General features: G+C 45.3%; 16 protein-coding genes and 4 pseudogenes. 11 read left to right on the plus strand and 9 right to left on the minus strand.

What is annotated here, in order from left to right:
- Positions 1-53: 53 nt before the first annotated feature.
- Together KRAC_RS75540 and KRAC_RS75545 are read left to right on the plus strand one after the other, a co-directional pair.
- Complete coding sequence (locus KRAC_RS75540) at positions 54-896, plus strand: hypothetical protein (protein WP_007905126.1); 843 nt, start codon at positions 54-56, stop codon at positions 894-896.
- Positions 897-1,436 (plus strand): hypothetical protein, encoded by a 540-nt coding sequence (locus KRAC_RS75545; RefSeq protein ID WP_007905129.1) that lies wholly within the window; start codon positions 897-899, stop codon positions 1,434-1,436. It begins immediately after the preceding gene.
- 348 nt (positions 1,437-1,784) lie between these two features.
- Here the strand turns inward: KRAC_RS75545 and KRAC_RS74415 are convergent.
- Positions 1,785-1,893 (minus strand): annotated as a pseudogene (locus KRAC_RS74415) (transposase); the annotation flags it as partial.
- Positions 1,894-2,349: 456 nt separating this feature from the next.
- Between KRAC_RS74415 and KRAC_RS05585 the strand changes: the two are divergent.
- The 3 genes from KRAC_RS05585 to KRAC_RS05590 all read left to right on the plus strand — a co-directional run bounded on the left by KRAC_RS05585 (position 2,350) and on the right by KRAC_RS05590 (position 4,750).
- Positions 2,350-3,048 carry an ISL3 family transposase gene (locus KRAC_RS05585; protein ID WP_007905132.1) on the plus strand — a complete coding sequence of 233 codons (699 nt, stop codon included), beginning with the start codon at positions 2,350-2,352 and terminating at the stop codon, positions 3,046-3,048.
- A gap of 46 nt (positions 3,049-3,094) precedes the next feature.
- Positions 3,095-3,922 (plus strand): response regulator transcription factor, encoded by an 828-nt coding sequence (locus tag KRAC_RS60850; RefSeq protein WP_007905134.1) that lies wholly within the window; start codon positions 3,095-3,097, stop codon positions 3,920-3,922.
- A gap of 285 nt (positions 3,923-4,207) precedes the next feature.
- Positions 4,208-4,750 carry a GNAT family N-acetyltransferase gene (locus tag KRAC_RS05590; protein ID WP_169460861.1) on the plus strand — a complete coding sequence of 181 codons (543 nt, stop codon included), beginning with the start codon at positions 4,208-4,210 and terminating at the stop codon, positions 4,748-4,750.
- 22 nt (positions 4,751-4,772) lie between these two features.
- Here KRAC_RS05590 and KRAC_RS05595 read toward each other — a convergent pair whose 3' ends face one another.
- Positions 4,773-5,027, minus strand: a complete 255-nt coding sequence (locus tag KRAC_RS05595) for a transposase (RefSeq protein ID WP_052567995.1) — start codon at positions 5,025-5,027, stop codon at positions 4,773-4,775.
- Positions 5,028-5,130: 103 nt separating this feature from the next.
- Here KRAC_RS05595 and KRAC_RS68950 point away from each other — a divergent pair, with 103 nt between their 5' ends.
- The 5 genes and pseudogenes from KRAC_RS68950 to KRAC_RS79310 all read left to right on the plus strand — a co-directional run.
- The gene (locus KRAC_RS68950; protein ID WP_157506321.1) at positions 5,131-5,412 is read left to right on the plus strand and encodes a transposase family protein; all 282 of its coding nucleotides are present in this window, start codon (positions 5,131-5,133) and stop codon (positions 5,410-5,412) included.
- Positions 5,413-5,548: 136 nt separating this feature from the next.
- On the plus strand, positions 5,549-5,806 hold the full coding sequence (locus tag KRAC_RS68955) for a transposase (RefSeq protein WP_420795793.1): 258 nt from the start codon (positions 5,549-5,551) through the stop codon (positions 5,804-5,806).
- A pseudogene (locus KRAC_RS79305) lies at positions 5,785-5,844 on the plus strand (hypothetical protein); the annotation flags it as partial. The gene KRAC_RS68955 and the pseudogene KRAC_RS79305, both read left to right, overlap by 22 nt.
- 243 nt (positions 5,845-6,087) lie before the next feature.
- Complete coding sequence (locus tag KRAC_RS68960) at positions 6,088-6,747, plus strand: transposase (protein ID WP_244422103.1); 660 nt, start codon at positions 6,088-6,090, stop codon at positions 6,745-6,747.
- A 262-nt stretch (positions 6,748-7,009) separates the two neighbouring features.
- Positions 7,010-7,072 (plus strand): annotated as a pseudogene (locus tag KRAC_RS79310) (HNH endonuclease); the annotation flags it as partial.
- Between the two features lie 292 nt (positions 7,073-7,364).
- Here the strand turns inward: KRAC_RS79310 and KRAC_RS05610 are convergent.
- The 4 genes from KRAC_RS05610 to KRAC_RS05625 all read right to left on the minus strand — a co-directional run bounded on the left by KRAC_RS05610 (position 7,365) and on the right by KRAC_RS05625 (position 11,465).
- Positions 7,365-7,535, minus strand: coding sequence for a hypothetical protein (locus KRAC_RS05610; RefSeq protein WP_157506322.1), 171 nt, complete (start codon positions 7,533-7,535; stop codon positions 7,365-7,367).
- A 556-nt stretch (positions 7,536-8,091) separates the two neighbouring features.
- Positions 8,092-9,396: an ATP-grasp domain-containing protein gene (locus KRAC_RS05615; RefSeq protein WP_007905142.1), complete on the minus strand. Its 1,305-nt coding sequence runs from the start codon at positions 9,394-9,396 to the stop codon at positions 8,092-8,094.
- A 77-nt stretch (positions 9,397-9,473) separates the two neighbouring features.
- Positions 9,474-9,974, minus strand: coding sequence for a GNAT family N-acetyltransferase (locus tag KRAC_RS05620; RefSeq protein WP_007905144.1), 501 nt, complete (start codon positions 9,972-9,974; stop codon positions 9,474-9,476).
- Between the two features lie 366 nt (positions 9,975-10,340).
- Positions 10,341-11,465, minus strand: coding sequence for a hypothetical protein (locus KRAC_RS05625; RefSeq protein WP_007905146.1), 1,125 nt, complete (start codon positions 11,463-11,465; stop codon positions 10,341-10,343).
- A gap of 110 nt (positions 11,466-11,575) precedes the next feature.
- On the opposite strand from KRAC_RS05625, the pseudogene KRAC_RS79315 reads away from it, so the two are divergent.
- Positions 11,576-12,367 (plus strand): annotated as a pseudogene (locus KRAC_RS79315) (transposase family protein).
- 85 nt (positions 12,368-12,452) lie between these two features.
- Here KRAC_RS79315 and KRAC_RS05640 read toward each other — a convergent pair.
- The 3 genes from KRAC_RS05640 to KRAC_RS70805 form a co-directional block, all read right to left on the minus strand.
- A complete protein-coding gene (locus KRAC_RS05640; protein WP_007905158.1) occupies positions 12,453-13,778 on the minus strand; it encodes an MFS transporter in 1,326 nt (441 codons plus the stop codon).
- A gap of 119 nt (positions 13,779-13,897) precedes the next feature.
- Positions 13,898-19,750, minus strand: coding sequence for a non-ribosomal peptide synthetase (locus tag KRAC_RS05645; RefSeq protein WP_007905160.1), 5,853 nt, complete (start codon positions 19,748-19,750; stop codon positions 13,898-13,900).
- A gap of 49 nt (positions 19,751-19,799) precedes the next feature.
- Entirely contained in the window at positions 19,800-22,202 is a 2,403-nt protein-coding gene (locus KRAC_RS70805; protein ID WP_007905162.1) for a hypothetical protein, read from the minus strand.
- Between the last annotated feature and the right edge of the window lie 380 nt (positions 22,203-22,582).

The following is a 22,582-nucleotide window of genomic DNA, read 5'->3' on the forward strand; positions in this document are numbered from 1 at the left end:
GATGGTCTCTAGCTCTTGCAGGAAATCAACCGAGCAAGAGGAAAACCATCATCATGACAGAATCTCCCATGAAGTTGACCCCACATTTTACAGGATGCGCCAGCCTGGCCGCTCTGGGGATCAAGTTGCGGAAACTGGACCTGTTGGCACCAATCCGCCAGCACATGCAGATCCTGCAGAAAACCGTGAAGGACACGCCGTTTGAGAAAGTGTTCGATGCCTTGATCAATCTGCTGGCAGGGGCCGGTGGGCTGGTGGGAATCAACAGCCGCTTGAGGAGCGACCGTGGGCTGCAACAAGCCTTTGGGCGGAAGCGCTGTGCCGAGCAATTGGTGGTCCAGGAGACGCTCTCGGCCTGCACTGCCGAAACGGTCAAGCAGATGGAGCAAGCCATGACGCAGATCTCTCGCCAGCACAGCCAGGGGTATCGGCATGACTCCCATCGACAGTATCACATCCTGGATGTGGACCTGACCGGCTTGCCGTGTGGCAAAAAGGCTGCGCTGGCTACCAAAGGTTCCTTTGCTGGAGCGCGCAACCGCCGTGGACGCCAGGTGGGCCGAGTGCTGGCGACCCGTTACCGAAAAGTGGTAGTTGATCAACTCTTTGAGGGCCGGACCAAGCTGTCCGAGGCGTTGGTTCCTCTGGTCCAAGCCGCCGAGCAGATCCTGGAACTGGATGAAGCGAAACGGGTTCGCACCCTGCTGCGCATTGATGCGGGGGGAGGCAGCCTGGACAACGTGAACTGGGCTCTGAACCGGGGCTACCTGCTCTTGTGCAAGGATTACTCTGGCCAGCGCGCCACTCGACTGGCAGCCTCCGTCACTCGTTGGGTAGACGATCCCAACGAACCAGGCCGACAAGTAGGCTGGGTCGAATTGGAGGCCCGCGAATAGGTGCGCCCGGTTGGTCGCATCGCTGTTCGCAAGCGCAAACCCAATGGACAAAGGGGCATCGCTGTCCTGATCTCCAACTTGCTGCCCGCCGAGGTCGAAGAATTGAGTGAACGTCCATTGACGCGCAGCCTTGATCCTGCGAAAGATCTGCTGCTTGCCTCTGCGCGACTCTACGGCCAGCGGGGAGGCGGCGTGGAAACGTCTTTCAAGGGCGACAAACAAGGGCTCTCGCTGGGCAAACGCAACAAAAAGCGGTTTGAAGCGCAACACATGGTCATGCTCCTGGCAACCTTGGCTCACAATGTCCTCGTCTGGGCACAGAAGTGGTTGGCAGCCACGGCCTCCACGGTGCGGCGCTACGGGCCTTTGCGTCTGGTGCGCGAGGTCTTTCATATCAGTGGCTTTCTGCTCCTTGATGCGTGGGGGCGCGTTCGTCAAATAGGACTCAATCAGGATGCTCCCCTTGTCCCACTTTTACTCAGTTCCTTGCAATCGTTCGTTGCTCCTGCGCATGTCGCCATTTATTTGGCCAAAACTTAGGTATACTGCTCATCTACCTTCGATTCAAATAGAAAGACAAGTAACTCAAAGCAGTAAATACACTTTTAACATTTTTATTGGTATATTCATCTATTTTGCATCAAATCCACAATGAAAATATTAGCCATCTACTACCCAATAACTCACAAATTTTACCAAATAGTATCAATTTTTTTTATTGCAATACTATTTTACAAGAATCAATTCTATTTAACTGTATTCTAGCACAAAACTTATTATATATTGCTACATATTGCCATGTCAAGCTTTTAAAGTCATTGCGCGTCTGATAGAATAAATTTCCGCACAAATAATATTTTTCATAAGAATATACCACAATTAGATCCCTTCCCATTGGCGGAGCCGGCCGTAGACGGTGGAACTAGCTCCCATTTCACGAGGCAAGGCATTCCATTGGAATGCCAATTCTCAAGACGTAAACAATAGCTACATGCGCCGCTTCGGCGCTGATCAAATCTCTGCAAAAGGAGATGAGGTTGAGGGCAATCGACTTCAAGGACATCCAACCTACCTGACGAGGAAACGAAAGTAGCAGTGCGTCCGTAAAACGCCTTTCTTATTACTTCAAACGAAGCTACGGGTAGAGAGAGCCCGTATGGTCAACGAGCTTACCGGAGATGGAAACGTCATATGGGAACAGAGCATGCTCGCAAGTGCGCCCAAAGAGGCACACGATCTTCTGTCGTGCGAGAGCGCGGCCTCACTCAGGCGAGGTGAGTAACGCAGACCCTTACTTCCAGCCGAAAGATGTGAGGGGACTGGTTGTAAACGTCAAGAGGATAGTGGCTCATCCTCACATTAAGTGAGCCTGCTTGCTTGTACAACGGTTCGGTTTTCTGATAGATTCTCATCGATGGTTATGTGCTGTTATGTTGCAAGGAGGGCATCATCGATGAGCCAGGCAGACGCCTCTTCTCCCTTTTTACCTCTTCCAGATGGCATGGTCATTGTTGCCATTGATGCTGAGACGAGCAGGGTGGTCGTTCATATTGGTTGCTGTTTTTCCATCGCCCACTGTCCCCTCTGCGGGCAGCCATCTGAGCGGATACATGGCAACTATGTGAGGACGGTTGCAGACCTGCCTTGTGGCGGTCGTCGCATCATTTTGAAGCTTTCAGTGCGCAAATTTGTCTGTGACACAGCCACCTGCCCGCGCCAGATTTTCACGGAGCGCTTCTCTGAGCTGGTGCAGTCGTATGCTCGCATGACCAATCGACTGTCGGACGCTCTCCAAACACTTGGTTTTGCCACGTGCGGAGAATTAGGAGAACGTCTCGCTCCCAAACTGGGAATGCGGGTTTCAGGCCCCACGCTCTTGCGGAGGATGCGCACGCGTGCTTGTCCAGAGCCAGCTTCCGTACGCATCCTGGGCATTGACGACTGGAGTTGGAAAAAAGGCGTGACCTACGGCAGTATTCTTGTCGATCTCGAATTACGTAAGCCCATCGAATTACTGCCAGATCGAACAGCCTCGACTGCGGAAGCCTGGCTACGTACCCACCCTGAAGTGGAGGTAGTTAGCCGCGACCGAGGCGGAGATTACGCAGCGGCGGCCAAAAAAAGGTGCTCCCCAAGCGACGCAGGTGGCTGATCGCTTCCACCTCTTGCAGAACTTACGTGAGAGGCTCAAAGAGGTCATGGATCGCAAACAAGATTGTTTGCCTGAAATCGAAGAGCGCGCTTCTGATGCAATCCCGGCCAGGGCGCGAGGCATCAAAGATCAGGGCATCCACCAGATGGCAGAACTGCTAGCGGAGTCTGGACCAGAGAAACACTACAAAAACAGATCAGCCTTTCCCAACAAGCAACCAGAAGGGATGCGATACGACGAATTTCAAAAGCAGGTCCGACGAGACAAACGCACGGCTCGCTATGAAGAAGTGCGTACTCTCGTGGAACAAGGATTCTCGCTGCGTACCATTGCACGGAAACTGCACCTGGCGCGGGCGACGGTCAGCAAATTTGCTCAGGCCGAAGAGTATCCAGAGATGCACCACCCAAAACGAGGAGAAAAAAGGAGTATCCTTGATCCCTACAAGCCCTACCTCTTAGAGCGATGGCAACATGGATGCACCAATGGTGTTCAACTCTATGATGAGATCAAAGCTCGCGGATATCCAGGATCGGCTCCTCTGCTGGGAATGTTTCTCGCAGAACTGAGGAGAAAGCATCAGGAAGCAGGATCAGCCTCAGTTCTCACACTGGATACTGCTACACAGGTTCTCGAAATTCCAACTTCCCTCCCACCCAAGCCTCGTATTACTCGTCGGATGTCCGGGACACGTGCATCCTGGCTCTGCGTCAGTCAGCCCGATAAGCTCGATGAAAAACAACAGAAGTCGGTTGAGCAGATCAAAGCTGCCCATCTTGATCTGGAGACAGCCTATCAATTGGGGCAAGTATTTGGGCTCGTCCTCATATTAAGTGAGCCTGCTTGCTTTACTACGGGGCAAAGTATCATATAATGAACTTGAGAGAATACAGCTCGTAAAAGGAGTATCATGCATTCACTGATCAGCCTCCAAGAGTACTTGCGTTTCAAAGCCAGCCAACATCACGAAGTGGTTTCCGCTCCTCCCTTTACTCTTTTCTTCCACACAACCGACGAAAGTTCAGACGCCAACTATGCTCTTCCAGACGCGTTTGAAAGCAGTGATCTTCGAGACAGCCTGAGGAGACTGCAAACCATCTTTACAGAGCGTGCCCGAAAACCCTGCCTTCAGTTCATAGAAGAAGGGTTCTCGCATCTTGTGCCCATACTCCGCTCTTCTGGTTGGTCGAAGGTCGAACGATCACAGGTCATGATCTGCACTCCAGAAACTTATCGACTAGCCCCCGAGGTTTTAGGATTAGCGATCACCACCCTTTCTCATAAGTCGAGAGTGGAGGAGATCTGCGAGGGACTTGATACTAACGCATTGGGTTTTGACCCGCAAGCAGAACGGGCGACGATTCACGAAGCTGAGGAGTTCCGTTCATCCCTCTTTCTCAGCCGAGCGTTTACCGCTCGTCTCCATGGACAACCTGTTGGAGCAGGCATGTTCACGGAGATCTATGAGGGATTGACAGAACACGTTGGCATTACAACCCTGGAGCCATTTCGCCGACGAGGAATTGCTGCAGCTTTGACTGCATATATGACACTGAGAGCGTTTCAACAGGGGGCAACACTGGTTTTCCTCATTGCAGCCAACGCGCGAGCTGGTCGCGTGTATGAGCGTGTAGGCTTTCGTCCCCATGCAACGCGAGTGGTCTATGAGGTGTCTGCCCCCATATCAAGTGAAGAGGAATGATTCCCTGTATGGTAAAGAAGGGCTACACACGGCAAAGAACGCGAAGCCGCAATAAGTCAAAGTTTGCCCTACCGAACACGATCCGTTTCTGAAGTTTCAAGCAGTTCACTTGCGCTTCGACCTGACCCTGGCTCCATTCTGAAGAAAACGCGGGCTTCACCGCTGCATAATCGAGGCGAATCCCTCTCGCCATTTTGTGGAATTCGGGCAGACCACAATGTTCAGCTTGGATCAGCCAGGCATCCAGATCAGAGCCTCGGCGCACTGCCAGCATCATCACAAATACGGCTCTTCACTAAAAGAAGTGAGCCTGTTTGCTGTAAATACCTCAGATGTGTGATAGAATGCATGCAACATTCTCTATTAGGAGTAATCTATCAATGGACCCCAGAGAGGCAGCTCTCCTGTCCTCCTTATTACATCTTCCTACTGGAATCACAGTCACCTCTGTTCATCCCAGTGTCACCGAACTCGTTATTGGCATAGCGTGTCATACTCCCAGCATGCCGTGTCCAGAATGCCACCAGCTCTCGGCTCGCATCCATGGACATTACCAACGAACGGTTGCCGATTTGCCTTGCGCTGGTCGCAACGTGATCCTGGAGTTCACGGTGCGCAAATTTGTCTGTACGACGCCGACCTGTCCTCAGAGGGTTGGTTGAGTCCTATGCACGGATGACCAGCAGGCTTATCGCGCTCCTGCAAGCTTATGGGCTTGTGGCAGGTGGGCAAATGGGCACCCGCTTGGCCGACCGATCAGGCATCGCCACTAGCCCGTCCACTCTGTTACGCTATCTGATGCAGTTTTCTTCTCCCGTGGCAAGAGCGGTCCGGGTGCTGGGAGTGGATGATTGGAGTTGGAAGAAAGGGCGACGCTATGGAACGATCCTGGTCGATTTAGAGCGGCACAAGATTATTGATCTCCTGCCAGACCGTGATAAAAAACGTTTGCTCACTGGTTACGGTTTCATCCAGAGGTTGACATTATCAGCCGTGATCGGGGAACCGATTACGCTGCCGCTGCGCGAGAAGCAGCTCCCCAGGCAAGGCAAGTAGCTGACCGGTTTCATCTCGTGCGTAATCTTGCTGATGTCCTGGAGCAATTGCTTGCCCGTTGCCGTGCCGAAATTCGTCAGGAGGAACAAGCACGCTTGCTTGAGCTTGCCGCTTCACCTCCACATCCTCTCCCTCACCCCACGACCTGGAAGCAGCAGCCTCCCCAACAGATGGAACGCAAATATCAAGCCCATCGAAGCGAGAGAGAGGATCGGTTTCAACAAATCATGGCCCTGCGGTCTCAAGGACTCTTCTTCGCTGAGATTGCCAAGCGTGTTGGTATGGGAGAGCGGAGTGTCCGTCAATGGATCAAGCAAGGCGGTCCTCCCCTCCATCGCCGCCCGAGCCGTCACAGTATCTTTGACCCGTATGCTGCCTATGTGCTGGGGCGCTGGCAAGAGGGAGTGCATGATGGTCAGCAACTGTTTGAAGAAATCCAGGCTCAGGGGTTCAAAGGAAGTGCTCGTCTGGTAAGGCGTTTTCTCCAAACGCTTCGAGAGCAGCGCCGCCCGTTGACTGAACTGGTTCCTCCGCTGCCTTCCGAACGATTTTCGGCACGCAAAGCGGTCTGGCTTTTTATCCATGAACAAACGGCTCTCACCATCCGCGAACAAGAGGAACTCACGTTCATTAGGCAAGCTAGCCTGACGGTTGAGAGAGCTTACGGACTCGTACAGGATTTTTTGACCATGGTGCGCAAGCGAGAGGGAGAACGCTTGGATAGCTGGATTGAAGCCGTCCAGGAGAGTGCGATCTCCGAGTTGCAAAGATTTGCCATTGGTATCCTCAAGGACAAGGATGCGGTGGTAGCAGGGCTCACGCTACCCTACAGTAATGGGCCGGTCGAGGCACAGGTCCAGAAGCTGAAGTTAGTCAAGCGTTCCATGTTTGGCCGTGCCAAGCTTCCCCTGTTGCGGCAGCGTTTGCTCAATGCGGCTTAATTTGTAAAATATTTCTTTCATCCTCTGTTTGTCATTGGAGTTTCTCCTCTCAGGGCTCCCTCCGAAATAAGTTGACCATTTTTTGTCTCCAGCGAACAGGCGCAAAGGGCAAAACCGGTCAACTTGTTTCGGCGAGCCACCTCAGTATCTCCCCTCCAACTGAAGTACATGCGGATGCCCCTATCTTTTTTATCATTCGTAGCAAGCAGGCTCACTTCTTTTAGTGAAGGGCCAAAATGATTGACCGTTAACAGTCAGTAAGGAGAAACCGGCTTGGGTACACATGATGGCAGCCAGACGACGAAAAACACTCATCATCTGCTGACAATGTCATCAAGCTATCCATGCCGGGAAACCATTACCACAACCACACTCGGAATGAATCACTGGCGAGCCGTGTGACCGAAAGGTTCAAGCACGGTTCTGCGGGGGACCGATGGAAAAGTGCTTAAGATATATTGAGTAACTCGCCAACGGTCTACCCAACCAAGTTTCTAATGGTCTAAGCACTGGCCCATCGCAGCATACCTGACGCGATGAAATCGGAATACACGTCATTTGTAGCTGGGCGTGTAACGCTCTCTCCGATGGACGGCTAGTTCTGCTGCATCCAGTGGCTATCGGTTCAGTTCCTCTTCAATAGCGGGACTGGAGTCGAAGGATTCATCGGCGGGCCTGCATCCAATTGCTTCGCCACCAACGCGTGGAGGCGCAAACAGAGTCCAGGGGCGCTGCCTCTGCCACTCTCGCCGTTTCGCCTTCGCCTCTTTCCCGCGCGCTACGGGCACATACTCATCTCTCGTGACAAGAGCGGCTGGCTCGCAATGCTCGCGTTTCAACATCTGAGCAGGTGACGATGAGACTGTTCGGCGTTCCAGAAACCTTTGCCATCTCACTCAGTTTGATAACGGCTTGACTTTCGCTCCCAGCAGCCACCATCGGCTCTCTCCTCGGACAAGCATGCCTTGCCTCGTGCCCTCTCTTCGGCCAGCACTTCCTCTCCAAAGGTCTTAGTGCAGTGCCACGACACTCCTCATGCACGTTTGAGTACACAAGGGGTTTCTGACTGCCCTGAATCCAGCAAAACCTGACTATTTCGAGCCATGGAGGGCACCGATGACATACTTTCACCACCGTAAGTTACCGAACTATTCCACTTTATTAGCAGGGCGTCTTTCACCTGACGAAATTGGCTTTCAATCGGATCGGCTTCAAATTTGGTACAATCACACCACAGAAGCATGGGTTGACCCTTTGCCACATGCACATCGAGAGAGCGACGAATACTTCATCATTTTACAGGGAGGTGTGATTGTTGAGAAGGAAATGTTCCGTTCCTTCAACTTATATCGTTGTAAGGACGGTCATTGCGGCAAGTAATGACTGTTCCAATCTATCCAAATCATCAGGTTGGGCGGCATCAATAAGATATGTGGCAACCCTGTCTTCTCCTGAGGTTACCTCTTCTAACCACTCACCACGCGATTTAAAAACGATAATTGTTCTTAATGTAGCTGGTTCATCTATTAGCCCAGGACGTAACGCCCTCACCACTCCTGTTAGAGGTAGCCAAATGGGAGAAGAGTAAAAAGAGTTTGTAATCACAACATCGTAGAGAAAACCTGGATAGTGATTTAGATATACTTGTCTTGCAAATCGCTGTGGCTGCGGATAATCTGTATGAATTCCAAGAGCAAGGTTGATAATAACCGATTCAAGTGGTTTGCCAGTAGCTAGATGATACAAAGTCATGATACTTCCGCCAGGACAACGAGCAGCAATTTCTATTAAATAGACCCGCCCATCAGATGCAATCCGGTACTCAGCATGAGCAATTCCGTCCTGAAACTCCAACCGTTGAAGAGCTAACTGATTTGTTCGTAACAAATTTGCAGTCTCATCATTTGTCAAGTCCACAGCTGGAACAGTGTGACTTATAGGGATAAAAAATCGATTGTTAACCTCTCTTGTCCGCTTCTGAGTTATATTCGAAAATATAACCACACCTTTTTGCACTAAAGCTTCGACAGAGAACTCTCTTCCAAGAATATATTCTTCAAGAAGGAGATTTTCTTCAGGCTCGTAGTCAGATAAACGAGAAAGTAAGGTTTGTTGGTCATTGATAAGCTGAACACCTGAACTCGAGTGTCTCTTTGTGGGCTTCAAAAGAATAGGGAAGGTATGAAAATGGCTACATATTTCTTGCCGATCTCTAGGTGTTAAAACTGTAAAATTTGGACTCCATTCACGTAAATACGTCCTTTGCAAGAATTTGTCGCTGCAAACTCTTGCAGCATGCAAACCAGGGTGAGGCACGCTCAAACAGTTAGCAACAATACCTGCTATCTCAACAAACTCTTCTTCTATACAACATAAGCCTCGAATGTCATATTTACTTTCCCATGCCAATACCTGTTTAAGGATTGTATTCTGACTAACAGGAGAAATAAAGACAATTTCATCCATCTGCCAGAATGGATGTTTAGCATCAAAGGCTCGTATGCGTAGAAAATGGTAGTACATTGGATCTGGATCATCAATGACAAGAACTGTAAATTGGCATTCTTTAAGAGTAGTGAGAATTGCTGGATAGATAGAGGCAGTAAAACCGCCAAACAAAATGAAACCAGCCTTACGCTTTATCGACATAAGTCTCCCTCTAAATCCTCTAATTACATGCAAATCCTTTGATTTTTGCACGAAAATCCAATGTAGATATCTCGCGCCTACAGATGCCAGCGCATTTCTAAGAATTTATCAGGATGCTCTATATTACTAAGTAAGAAAATTTTGATAGGCATAAAACCAGCTTGAGCATAAACGTGCCTAGCTCTTGTATTGAAACTTCGAACAAACAAACGAAGGGTTTCTATGGAGAAAGATGTTTGCGCAAAAGATACACCAGTGGATGCAAAGGACAGACCATATCCCCGACCTATCAAATTCGGTCTCATACCCAACCCAATATCAATAATTCCATCACAATCTTTTAAAGAGGCAGATTTGCTTATCCAAGGTTGGGCAGATGTACCAAAACAGAAGAAGCCAACTATTTCTTCCTGTTCATCGTGGACTGAATAGTAAGGACTGTGCTGATTGAGCATCTCACACAAAGCTGCTTTAGAATCTTCTGTCCAATTATAAACCGCGTAAGGACCTTCGTAACGCCACGATTGAACGATAAGGGCGTTTTCTCTATTCATTGGTCTAACAGTAAAATTTTCCATCAAACCACTCCTTATACAAAAGGATAATCATGGTAGTGTCTTTATACTTGCAGGATGTTCTTGGTACCAGATACGTCATGACTAGCTCAAGGGGAAAATGGTGTATCTCGCCTTCTATTTTTGTAAATTAGCTGGTATTTAGGATGCAGCGATAAACGCCCTGCGCGATCAAGTACGACAACCAATTGGGTGAAAGTAATAACCTGGCATAGACAACTCGAAAGTCAAACCCAAAAACTGTCTTGTTCGAAGCACAACACGCGACCTCTTTTTGCACAATTTGCAATCACCATAGACAATTTGTCGTGCGACAACATGATTGGGAATGTAATGATATTTTTGAAGCTACTTCCCGCATCATTCCACTTATCGCTTAATTTTAATATTCATTCTGTCAGCGTAAGTAGATCTCAGCGTTATCTCAATTGACTTTGTTTCTTTGTAGAGCATTATAAGGTCATCAGCAGGCGTTTTATGGCTTTGTAACATAGCAAGTAATGGTACAAGTAACTGGCTATCTGGGTCTGTGCCTAGAGCCTGTTTTGCAGCTTGCGCAACCTCTTTTGCTCCCGTGGCAATAATTTGATTAGTAAAACCTTCATGTGCAGATAACTGATGAAGCGCTGTGTCTGGTACTGTAGCTCGACCCGCAAGGGTCTTATCCAATGTTAAACCTTTAAGCAGCGCGAGTAAGCCCGCATAGATGGCAAAATCTGCGCAGCTGTCACATGCTTTGAACTCGATCCTTCCCATTTCAGCAGGGATGCGCGCTATTTTAATAAGTGGTTCATAGCGAGCTAATAGGCTACTCTTGCGGCTTAAAAAAACTCTGGTAGATGGTCGAGCTCCTGTACGCACAAATGTTCGGATGGATCTTCCTCCCCAAAGCCGACCCCCATAAAATGGAGAGCTATAGCTAAAAGGAATGATATAGGGGCTGTAAAACGTTAATTTTCGTCCAACGTCAATAATCTCTTCATCAGACAAACCTTGAAGTGAGAAATTGAGATCTGGCCCATACGTTAGTATTGGAATCTCAGCAGTCCTTTTATCTAAAGATAGCCTCCTCTGACGTAACTCAAATTTATTTAAAGGAGGATCAGGCATATACCTAGTAAGATAAGGATTAAAGCTAATCAACACAGGATCAAAACCCCTAGGAACTGCAACTTCGCATAAAAGCTGGAAATTTTCTTCCAGCTCTACTATTGTCTCCTGAATAGTTGTATGAGTAGTTGTCCTAATTTCAATACCCTTTGGCAAAAATGCAGTCGCTTTTCCTGAAAGATTAAAGCGCTCAAGACCTTCGATATACCATCGCTTTCTTTTAATTCCATCCTCTTCAATACGCAATTGCGAAAGATCCTCCACATAGAAAGGAAGTTCTCTAATAAGAACATTAAGATCTTCAAATGTGGTAGATAAAAAATCCACGAACTGCCCTTTTTTATCAAAAAAAGCAACCTCATGCTCAATACCAAATAAAAACATAAAGCTCCTTTCTGCTGAATCCAACGAACGCGATGTGCAAGTTGGGCTGCAAACCAAGGTTCATGAATTCTCCTCAGAACGCCCAAAAAACGCATCGGAGGAGAGGCTTCATGAGCCTGGGCGACTTCATCCTCACATGTTTTTTTCCTGATTGACGAGGTACTGCCTCAGATCATAGGAGGAAAGCAAGTGCGCCAACACGGCCAAGAGCCCAAGCTGAGTAACAGTAAAGTGATCACCTTGGAAATGTCGGGCAGCTATCTTGGCCTGAGCCAGGATCAAGCACTCTACGAGTACTTTCGACGTCACTACACCCACTTTTTCCCAGCAATGACTCGTATCCATCGCACAGCCTTTGTCAGGCAAGCCGCCAATCTGTGGGTCATCAAAGAGTGTTTGTGGTGTTGGCTGCGTAACGAGGTAATCAGCTATGAGCTGATTGTTGATAGCGTCCCTCTTCCCGTCTGTCGCTTTGCTCGCGCTCCCTGGTTTGCGGGCCAAGCCAGCTAGAGAAAAGATCATGCGAACCGACAAACGTTTTACGGCTTCCGCTTGAATGCTCAACTCAGTTGGCCTGGTATACTCACCCATCCGTTTCAGGTTTCTGCCAATGAGGTCGATGGGAAGATTGCTCCCCTTCTACTTAAAGACACGAAGGGAGTAGATAGCCACTACGGGCTCCCCAAGCTGCAAACCTTCTTGCGAAGCAAGAGCTTTCTTCTGCAAATCCCTTTTCGCAAAACCCATTCTTTTCAAGCGGGAGCCTATCAAAGCCGCGGGTTGGGGCGAGTTCGCTCCCTCATTGGCACATAGGCGCGCGATCTGTGACACTTGCGCAACCAATTGTTGAGAGCGGGGCCGATGCATATACCCTCTGTTTCTGGCTCAATCAGCAACTATAGACTCCTTTAATTAATAATTTAAAACCTATTTTCTCCATCCTGCCGTCCTTGCATCTTGGTATGCAAGGACTCAAATCCTAACATTTTATTCAAGTGAACGAATATCGCTTACACAGAGAGCGGCACTCGTTACAATCAGTGAGAGAAGACCTCCAGCGATAAATACATAACTCGGGCCAATACGATCGGACAACAATCCTGCAATTGTATATCCTAGGGGAATTAAGCAAAATGATCCTAGTATATCGATACTGCTTACGCGCCCGAGCTTATCACTAGGAACCAGTTCTTGTAAAATAGTTAGCCATATCACTCCGTGCATCCCGAAACCAAAGCCAACACTAGCACTAGCGAGAAAGGCCACCATTGCTTCATAAGGCTCCGCTATTGGAAGGCCAAATGCGATAACCCCAACGGATGCGATAATAATCGCAAGGTATGCCAGTAAACCACGACGGCGTAAGTGACGAAATTGTCCTACCAATAGGGTTCCTAACGCTAGGCCTATAGCGCTCGCTGTACCTAACACCCCTAAAAGCCAAACATCTGCCTTGTAAAAGTCATGAACGAGTTTCGGTAAAGACGCTTCTAAAGGTCCAGTCAAGCCAATATTAACAATAGAAACAACAAGGATAGTCATCCAGAGCCAGATAGAACGTGTAACATAACTGATTCCCTCACCTATCTCTGCAACCATTTGGTGCGTTTTATCTCCTATCAGGGAGAGAGCATTATATATGCCCTGTTTATTTGCTTTAGATTGCAAATTCACTTCATTTACGTCATCAATTTCGCTTTCTCTCAGTTTTTTTGGTACACGCAAGAGGAAAAGGAAAACTGCAGAAAAGAGAAATGTGACACCATCAAACGCAAAAGCACCAGCAGATCCAGCGAATGAGATACAACTTGCTCCTAACAAAGGACCTATAAAAGTGCCCATCTGATCGCTCAATTCAGTTAAGGCATTAGCGGAAGATAAAGAGGTTGCGTGAACCAGTTGGGGGGGAAGCGAGCGATAGCTCGGCTTAAAAAAGGCGCTAATGATGCCAAAGAAAACAGCAAGAACAATCAAGTGCCAGAATTGCAGGGTGTGTGTCCAACTCAAACCAGCAATAAATAACACAATAAACGCTCGGCCAATATCAGACCAAAGCATAATTAAACGACGAGGGAGCGTATCAGCAATTACACCTCCAACTAGGAGAAATATAATATGAGTTATCATATATGCTGATAAGACAAGCCCTGTATCAGCTGCAGAATTCGTCAGTTGTAAAACTTGCCAACTAATGGCTGTTATATAAGCGCCATTGCCAAGTGCCGAAATAGATTGGCCTGCCCATAAGAGTGCAAATGGCTTTGATTGCAAAGCTTGGGTAAAGCGGAACTTTTCTTTCAATACAATACCCATATTCTCTCTCTTTCCCTGCGACTAGCAGAATGTAATGGATACCTCTGAAAATGCCCAAAAAATCCGATTTAATGATACTTTATTTTCTTTTTGCCATCATTTTTAATTTAGTCTCTACTCTATTTCTTCAACCTCTTTTCTATATACTGAGCCATCTCGAAGATCGTAGGCATATCAAAAACTTGAGTTAAAGGCACCTCCACATGGAAGGTATCGTAAATGTGAGTAACAAGTTGAGTCGTAAGCAAAGAATGACCTCCCATTTCAAAAAAGTTTGCATGGATATCCACCTGCTCAATATTTAAAGTTTGGGCATAGATAGTTGCGAGTACTTCTTCTGTAGGAGAAGAGGGAGTAGTTAAAGCACTATTAGAGCTATGATCAATATAATTAGGGAGCGGCAGGTGATTATAGTCTACTTTACCATTCGGTGTCAGGGGAAAGGTATCTAGGAAAATAAACACGGTAGGCAGCATGTAGTCAGGAATCACCCCTTTAAGGTAATTTCGTAGCTCAGTAGTTGCCTCCGAGAGCTTTCTTTCAAGCACTATATAAGCTATAAGGTAGCTACCATACGTATTTTCTTCATGTGCTACGACGATAGCCTCACGTACATCTATATGTTGACGGAGTACAGCTTCTATCTCCCCTAGTTCAATGCGAAAGCCGCGAATCTTTACTTGGCTATCGCTTCGTCCAAGAAACTCTAAAGATCCATCCTTACGGAAGCGGGCTATATCCCCAGTCTTATACAGACGCAATTGCGAATCTTTATAGAATGGATCCGAAATAAATTTTTCGTCAGTCAATGAAGGTTGATTTAAGTAGCCCCTCGCCAAACCATCTCCACCTATAAAAAGTTCTCCTGGTACTCCAACGGGAACGGGACGCAAGCAATGGTCTAACAAGTAAACACGTGTATTAGAAATGGGCTGACCAATAGATGGAGATATTCCATCTTGCTCAATGGGTACAGTACAAGATGTTGTTACGACGGTGTTCTCTGTTGGTCCATAATTATTTACCAACGTGAACGGCAGGCCATAAGGAGGATAATGACGAAGTTTGTCGCCACCCGTAAGAAGAAACCTTAATGAAGTATGACGAGGCCATGTAATAGTGATTATTCTTTCGGCTAGGGGTGTAGGTAGGAAGCAAATTGTTATTGATTGCTCTATTAACCAGTCACGTAGGCGTGAAACGTCTCTACGAGTCTGCTCTGTAGGAATAAAAATGCTTGCACCAATAGTGAGATATGGCAAAAGCTCCCACACAGATGCATCAAAAGCGGGCCCAGCAATTTGTGTTGATTTATCAATATTAGTTACGTTGAACGTTTGTTGATGCCAATAAATAAGGTTAAGTAACCCCTTATGTTCGATCATCACACCTTTAGGACGACCAGTAGAGCCAGAAGTGTATATAATGTATGCAAGATCTTTACAGGTTACGGTATCGATAGGGTTTCCTTCTGCGCAATGTTCTAAGTTTTCGTTCCTCATGTCCAAACAGATTACTTGATGCTTATAGAAGGATAATGTCACAAGGAATTGTTGTTGCGTTAACACCACGGGCACTTGCGCTTCTTCTAACATAAACATTAGGCGTTCTTGTGGATATGATGGATCTACAGGAACGTAAATACCCCCAGCTTTAAGAATGCCTAATAAACCCACGATCAACTCGATAGAACGCTCTGCACAAACCCCTACTGATATCTCTCGTTTTATGCCTAAGCCTTGGAGATAATGGGCAAGCTGATTTGCTTTCTTATTCAGCTCCTGATAGGTCAATTGTTGATCCTCAAAAACAACAGCAATTGCATCAGGAGTCTTCTGAGCTTGTTGCTCAAACAGTTGATGAACACAATTGTTATCTGGATAAGACTTATCCGTAGTATTCCAAAGAAGAAATTGCTGCAACTCATCTTTTGTGAGGATGGACAGATCATTTATAGAAAGTTCGAAATGCTCAACGACATCTTCAAGTAAGGTTTGAAAGTGGCCTATCATTCTTTTTATCGTGGAGGAGGCAAAAAGATCAGTGTTGTATTCAAAGCGGCCTTGTAGGCCTCCAGCAAACTCTTTCAATTCAAGGGTTAAATCAAACTGCGAGGTAACATTATCAATCTCAAATGGGTGTACCGAAACACCGGGAAGGGTAAGTGATGTTTCTTGAGCATTTTGCAAGACGAACATAACTTGAACTAGAGGATGGTAACTACTGTTTCGCTCAGGTTGCATTTCCTCTACAAGGCGCTCAAAAGGAACGTCCTGATGAGAGTAAGCTTCCAATACGATATCACGTACGTTGCTTAATAACTCTAGGAAGGTTGAGGTGCTCGACAATTTTGTGCGTAACACTAGAGTATTGACAAAGAAGCCAATTAATTGCTCAACTTCAGTGTGTGTGCGATTAGCAACAGGAGTACCTATACAGAGATCATCTTGAGCTGTGTACCGGTGGAGTAAAATAGTAAAAGCTGCAAACAATGTCATAAAGAGAGTACAGTCTTCTTTTAAACTGAGCTTCTTAAGGAGATTCGTAAGTTTAGGGGAAAGGAAGAAACTATGGGAAGAACCATGAAAAGACTGAACAGAAGGTCGAGGTTTATCAGTAGGGAGTTGAAGAATTGACGGGGCGTTGCTCAATTGCTGCTTCCAGTATGACAACTGTGTTTCCATGAGATCTCCCTGGAGCCATTGCCGTTGCCAAGAAGCGAAATCCACATACTGCACAGGTAGATCTACAAGAGGAGAAGAGCAATTTTGAACGTAAGCACTATAAAGTGTGTTTAGCTCACGGAAGAAGATACTTGCAGACCAGGCATCAGAGATAATATGATGCATGTTTATAAGCAGGACATGATCTTCTTTTTCCAAGCGGAAAAGAGTCACTCGTAGCAATGGACCTTCACTTAAACTAAAGGGAATTTTCACCTCTTGAGATATAAAATTCATTGCCGCCTGCTCACGCTCTTCGAGACAAGGCAAAAACGTTAAGTCAGTTATTATTAACTGAAAATCTTGCGTAGTAGTATCTGCAACAAAAACCATAGGTTGGCCACCGACCATTTTAAACACTGTGCGTAGAGTTTCATGGCGTTTTACAATTTCACACAAACTTTGTTGGAGAACTGACGCATCAAACAGGCCTACAAGCCGTAGTGCCATGGGCATACTATAAACAACATTATCTCGATCCCATTGATTTAAAAACCAAAGACGTTTCTGCGCATATGAGAGTGGGAAAACACCGCGGCGATTGTTAAATGGACAAAGAGGAAGCTTTGGTTTCCATTCCCTTACTTTCTGCGCAGTAAGGATGTTTTCTGCTATACGCGCTATTGTTGGCCCATTAAAGAAATCTCGAAATGACAAATCGACTTGGAATATATCACGTATTCGAGCGAGAACTTGCGTTGCAAGAAGAGAATGTCCTCCTAACGCAAAAAAATTATCATGGATACCAATCGTTGTCACACCTAATACATGGTTCCAAATATCTACCAGCATTTTCTCTACATCATTGCTAGGTGCAACAAAAGGAGATTCCCGTTCAAATTGGTCTAATGTGGGCTGCGGCAACGCCCGAAAGTCTATTTTGTTATTAGGAGTCAAAGGAATGGTTTCTAGAAATAGAAAGCTTGAAGGCAGCATATAATCAGGCAGACGCTTTTGCAGATGGTTTCGTAGCACTGTACCTGTTACTTGATGTTCTTTATGTACTGTTATATATGCCACAAGTCGCTTATCAGAAGGTTTATCTTCACGTAGCATGACAATCGTTTGATCAACACCTGGATAGCCACATAAAGCAGACTCTATCTCGCCTAATTCAATCCGATAACCTCGTAACTTCACTTGGCGGTCAGCACGCCCTATTAACTCTATACGGCCATCTGGTAAATATCTGGCTAAATCTCCCGTTTTGTAAAGTTGGTCTCCAATTGTATCGCTAAATGGATGGGGAACAAAGCGATCTTTTGTAAGTTCGGGACGATTTAAATATCCTCGAGCGACTCCCGCTCCCCCTATGTAAAGCTCACCTAGTATCCCTACAGGCACAATTTGCATTTCCTGATCTAAAATATAGACTTGAGTGTTCGCGATAGGACGACCAATAGATATTTTTTCTTGTCTACTAGTACACTCATCAATAGTGGCATAAACAGTTGTTTCAGTTGGGCCATAGGCATTAAAGAATTGGCGATTGTGTCCCCAGCGTGCGACAATATCAGGGGAACAAGCTTCCCCAGCACTAATGATTGTTTGCAGTGACGGCAATAGTGCATCTGGCAGGGCTTTTAATACAGCCGGAGGAAACGTTGCTATGGTAATAGCATTCTGTTGTAGAAAGTGTAATAAAACTGTACCTGGCAATATCGCCTCTTGTGATCCAAGATAGAGAGTCGCTCCAGCAAGCAAAGCCATCAGTATTTCAGAAATAGAAACATCAAAATTCAGAGAAGCGAACTGAAGAACACGGCTTTGTGGAGAAACATGAAATACCTGGATCTGGGCTGTAGCCAAGTTGCATAAGCTTTGATGAGAAACCAATACGCCCTTTGGTGTACCTGTAGAACCAGAAGTATAGATAATATAAGCCAAATTATGAGCGATTGTTTCACTCCTAGGATTGTTTCCATTTTGTTGTGCAAGAGTCTTCCAATCTTCATCCATTCTGACAAAATGAGCGTTGTGCGATGGCAGCTTTTTAACAATATCTTGTCGAGTAAGGATAATAGAGACTTGCGCATCCTCCAGCATAAACGCCAAGCGCTCCGAAGGATATCTGGGATCTAGTGGCAAGTATGCACCGCCGGACTTAAAAACAGCTAGAACGGCAACAATCATGTCAATAGAACGCTCTAAGGCGATACCCACACAAGTTTCTGGTTTGACTCCACACTCTTGCAAATAGTGAGCTAACTGATTAGCTTGTTGATTTAATTCATGGTACGTCAATTGCTGATGTTCAAAGACAATAGCACAAGCATTTGGAGTTTTCTTTACCTGGTCTTCAAAAAGCTGATGAACACATAACTCTTCTGGATAGCCACAAGCTGTATTGTTCCAGGTTAAGAGAGCTTGCACCTGCTCTCCTGATGTCAATAAGGGGAGAAGCGAAATAGGTTGAGTATGATCCTCTACAATCCCACCTAATAACGTCTGAAAATGTGTTGCCATCCTACTTATCGTAGTAGCGGCAAAAAGGTCTGGATTATATACCAAAGAACCATATAGACTATCCTCATATACTTCAATGAGAAGTGCTAAATCAAACTTGCTAGCTACCTCAGATGTATCTTTTAATATGTTTGGTGTTTCGATCGAAATCATATTTGATTGTGTTTTATTGTTTAAATCAAAGAAAATTTGAAAAGCGGGGTGTGTCTTATTATTAAGATTGATCATCAGTTCATCTACTACAAAATCAAAAGGTAAATTGGAGTGAAATTCTGCTGTAAGTATCACCTCATGCATGTGCCTTAACAATTCCTGAAAAGTAGAATTGTTAGATATCTTTGTGCGAAGTGGTAATAAGTTAATGAAGTGAGTGCCAAGAGTGTCTCTTTGGGAAGAAAAAGACTTAAGTTTTGAGATTCCCGTAATAATATCTTCCTGCCCCGTGTAACGAAAAAGTAGCGTTTGAAATGCCGTGAATAGAATATCAAATAGAGGAACATTCTCCTTCTGGCTTAAAGATTTGAGTGGCTCATATAGTGTGTTTGGAAATGAGAAGGAGTGTATCATCCCTCTGTGCTTGCTTACAGCTAAACGAGGGTAATCTGTAGGAAGTGCTACTAAGTCAGGTACATCATGAAGCACTTGGCTCCAATAAGGCATATGCTTATCTTTTAATTCTTGAATGACGCCACTTTGTCTGTATAGATCAACATCTATTTGAGGACGGGAGAGCGAATTCAATAATTTTCGCACGTAGTCTTCTATTGAATTCATTTGAAGCATAGCTTTTCTCCTTCTTTTGCATTGAAAGGTCGTTCTTATAGGTTCCCAATTAGTTGATGGTAATACTATCTTTGGGAAGCGCAGTCATGAAAATTTCGCATTGCAGTAAATGAATTGTTAATTCCGAAACAAAACACACAAATAGATCGTGCATCCCAGACCTAAATCCGTTTGACCTTAGATTAAATGTTTGTGTTACTGTTTCACCTGGAGCAATGGAAAGGAATGCTTGTTGAGGAATACAAATGAGTTGTTGATCTTTGGATGGGCGGATTTGATCGGAGTTCAATTTTACCAATAAACTTGCATAGCCTTCTATGTATCTATTGGTAGGATTACAAACCATCGCTTCAACTATCCAGTCTTGTCCATCAATTGCATGAGATACATGCCTGAATGTCAAAAAGGGATTTGTAAGCCCTCCACGCAGACTGTGGTAGATAAAACCGCAACGAGGACAGAAATGACCTGTTAAAGTATAGTCTAAAGCGACATGATGCACTGGCCTAATAGTCATATCGTTTCCGCATAGACAAGGCAAGGTACCTTCTGTGGCATGGCCAGGATAGAATGTATCTTCTATTTTGAGCAGATATGAACGTAGCCCTGCACCATTGTACTGCAGAAGATATTGCAGCAACTCGTGATCTATTTGCTTTAAATGTTCGAGTAATGTTTGGACAGTGTTTTCAATCTCAGATATAACTTGTATAGTCAGATTGCCTTGAACAAACACTACACTTAATTCTTGAATAAGAACAGCAACCATTTCTTTTGCGTCGTTGATATGCTGCTCCACCCACCGTTCTGGAAGGAGACGAGTAGCAATTACCGCTTGATATGCAGCAAGAAATCGACTTACACGCGCACGTATATCTGTAACAACAGAAGGGATCTGACTCACGCTAAACGAGTATTGACCAGGGGAGAAGCCTGCACCTGTTGTATAAAGATAAAGAAGAACTTCGTCCTGCTGATCAACGAAGGTAAAATACAAAGGATCGGGAAGGTTTTTTTGCATATCAAGTGCTTTACAGCACAACAGATTAACATCCAGGCCCTTTTGCAAGGGAATCCTAATGGTAATGAGAGATGCTGAGGTTACATTAACCTCGACTTCCCAATGCTGGTCTTTGAGCCTTTTTACTGTAGCCTGATAAATATGTTCTATTGGCTCGATAACCCGCCCTTGAGGATTACCAATTAAAAAAAATGTACAGAAGGAAGGAAAATATCCCCTAGAAACATTATTCAGGAGACATACGGCTTCTCCAACAGACATTCCAGATTGTAACGCTGCAATATACAAAAATACATCTGAACTTTTGGCCTCATCCACCATACATGCACCAACATAGGTCAATGCAACACCGTCTAAAGCATTTAGACCGATGTTATAGCGGGTTGCGTAGGCTGTTTCTCCTGGCTTTAGGCTATTACAAGCGCTTGTGAAAATATTTTTTACAGTCAGATCGCGTATTGGTATTACATCTTGCATAAAGCAGCTTCGACCATAACCACACGAAGGTGTAGAAAATGTTCCAGCAGCATGCATAGTAGTGTTGTGCGCATTTAAAGAAGCACCACATAAAACGCCATCATCAAATTTAATATGATGCTCACCTCCGTGAGTCTCACATACAAATAAATCGGGCATATTTTCAACAGGCTGTTTAAGTAGTTGTGATATGACACTACGAAAAGAGGCTTTGGGGCCATGAATCTTGTTTTCCATTAAGAGAGTATTTTCTGGGATAATTTTAGAAAAAAAGGAGCTGGTATGATGTGGCAGCCAAGAGATAATCCTTTGTTTAGGAGATATAATAGAAGAAAGTACAGTAGCTTTAAGTACCATCCAAGTAATTGCATCATGATCCCGACCAGTAAGAAACCCTAATGCTGTCTTGTGAAAAAAAGACTGCTGATCAGACCGTTTTTGACTCGTGAATCGGTAAATTTGTTGCAAGCTATGAAATGATAATTTCCCTGGTTCTGCAACTACCGTCACATAGCTGGGAGCGAGACGGTCAATAGCTACTGATGCGGCTTTGATGTCTTGCACTTGCATTAAAGGTATACGATGGAAAGCTGCATAAAACAAGGCAGGGGCAAATAATTCTGCATCCAGAACCAAAACAATATGTGAAGAGTAATTTAAATTTTTTTGATACCATATTGTAAGGCGATGTACATCATCAACTGGAGGTATAGCACTTCTTCCAAGCAAAGAGCCATATTTTTCCCAGAGATCCTGACAGGATACTTCACGTGACGCATTATCATATGTTATTTTAACGCCTAATGTATCCAGATATTCAATTGCTGATTTGGATCTATCAAGGAGAGGAACAGACTTTTCAAATGAGCAGGAAAAAGCATCGAAGAGTGCGTTTACATATGCTTTCTCAGATCTTACGAGGTTGATAAGAAGAGGTAAAGTAGACAACGCCATTAACAATTACTCCTACATCTAACTTCTGCTGCTCAACACTTATGTTTTTGAACAAGCACTAATCATATGTCACGTTTTCTCTATAAAAGAGAAAATTTTAGCTCAAAATCTTCTATACTTCATGTCCAAAAGAGTTAACGCTTAGCTACGTACATATTTCTTTGGTCACTTCAGCATCAAATACTCCTACATCTAAGATACAAGGAACAGATTCTTCTGTCTTCGTTTCTGGAGATGATTGTTGCTTCACTAGATTAAGTTGAGGGAAGGAAGCACTTTGTGATCTTCAAAGTGGTCCTGCGTAGTTTAGGCCCGCTTCTACCAAAATCAGAAGAGGCATAAAGCGTTTTGATGCGAATAAAGATTGCGAAGAAGTTATG

The organism is Ktedonobacter racemifer DSM 44963 (assembly GCF_000178855.1).
In the GTDB taxonomy this organism is placed as follows: Bacteria; Chloroflexota; Ktedonobacteria; order Ktedonobacterales; family Ktedonobacteraceae; genus Ktedonobacter; species Ktedonobacter racemifer.